Annotated in this window: 1 protein-coding gene; it reads left to right on the top strand. The window is 48.9% G+C overall.

The annotated features are described in order from the left end of the window. On the top strand, window positions 1–615 hold a 615-nt coding region (locus tag NE664_12695; protein MCQ4727494.1), incomplete at both ends, for a SpaA isopeptide-forming pilin-related protein.

Below are 615 nucleotides of genomic sequence, written 5' to 3'. Positions count from 1 at the left end.
AAGATAAAAGTCCTGCAAAAGCGGTAAGAGACTTTTCGGGATTTAAAGAAGGGGAAGAACTGATCTTTACCACGTCACAGGAGTTTAAGAGCATAACCGGTCAGCTGACAGCGGGCGGTGAATACTGGCTGCATGAAGTGAAACCGCGCGATGGCTATGCGCTGGCGGAAGATGTACCGTTTACTGTGGACAGGGACGGAAACCGGCAAATCGTGGTGATGGCTGACCGTCCGACTCATGTGGTGCTGTCAAAAAAAGCTCTTACCGGGAGCCAGGAACTTCCGGGAAACCATATGGCTGTCCGTGATGAAGGGGGGAAGGTCCTGGAACGCTGGATTTCAGGTGAGAAGCCCCATGAAATTACAGCAAAGCTTACTGCCGGAAAAACGTATTATCTGTGTGAAGAAACTCCTGAATCAGGGTACGCTTATGCGGAGGAGGTCCCTTTTACCGTGAGCGAAGACGGAAGCGTGGATCTGGTGGAAATGAGAAACGATGTGACCAGAGTGCGGATTCATAAACAGGATCAGTCTGGTAATGCCATAAAAGGAGCGATCCTGCAGATTCTGGAAGCAAAAAAGGAAATTGTTATATTGGAATTTGAAACCACTGGAG

Source organism: Anaerotignum faecicola, assembly GCA_024460105.1.
In the GTDB taxonomy this organism is placed as follows: domain Bacteria; phylum Bacillota; class Clostridia; order Lachnospirales; family Anaerotignaceae; genus JANFXS01.
The sequence above is the reverse complement of the archived record's forward strand: the minus strand, read 5'-3'. Positions and strand labels throughout refer to the sequence as shown.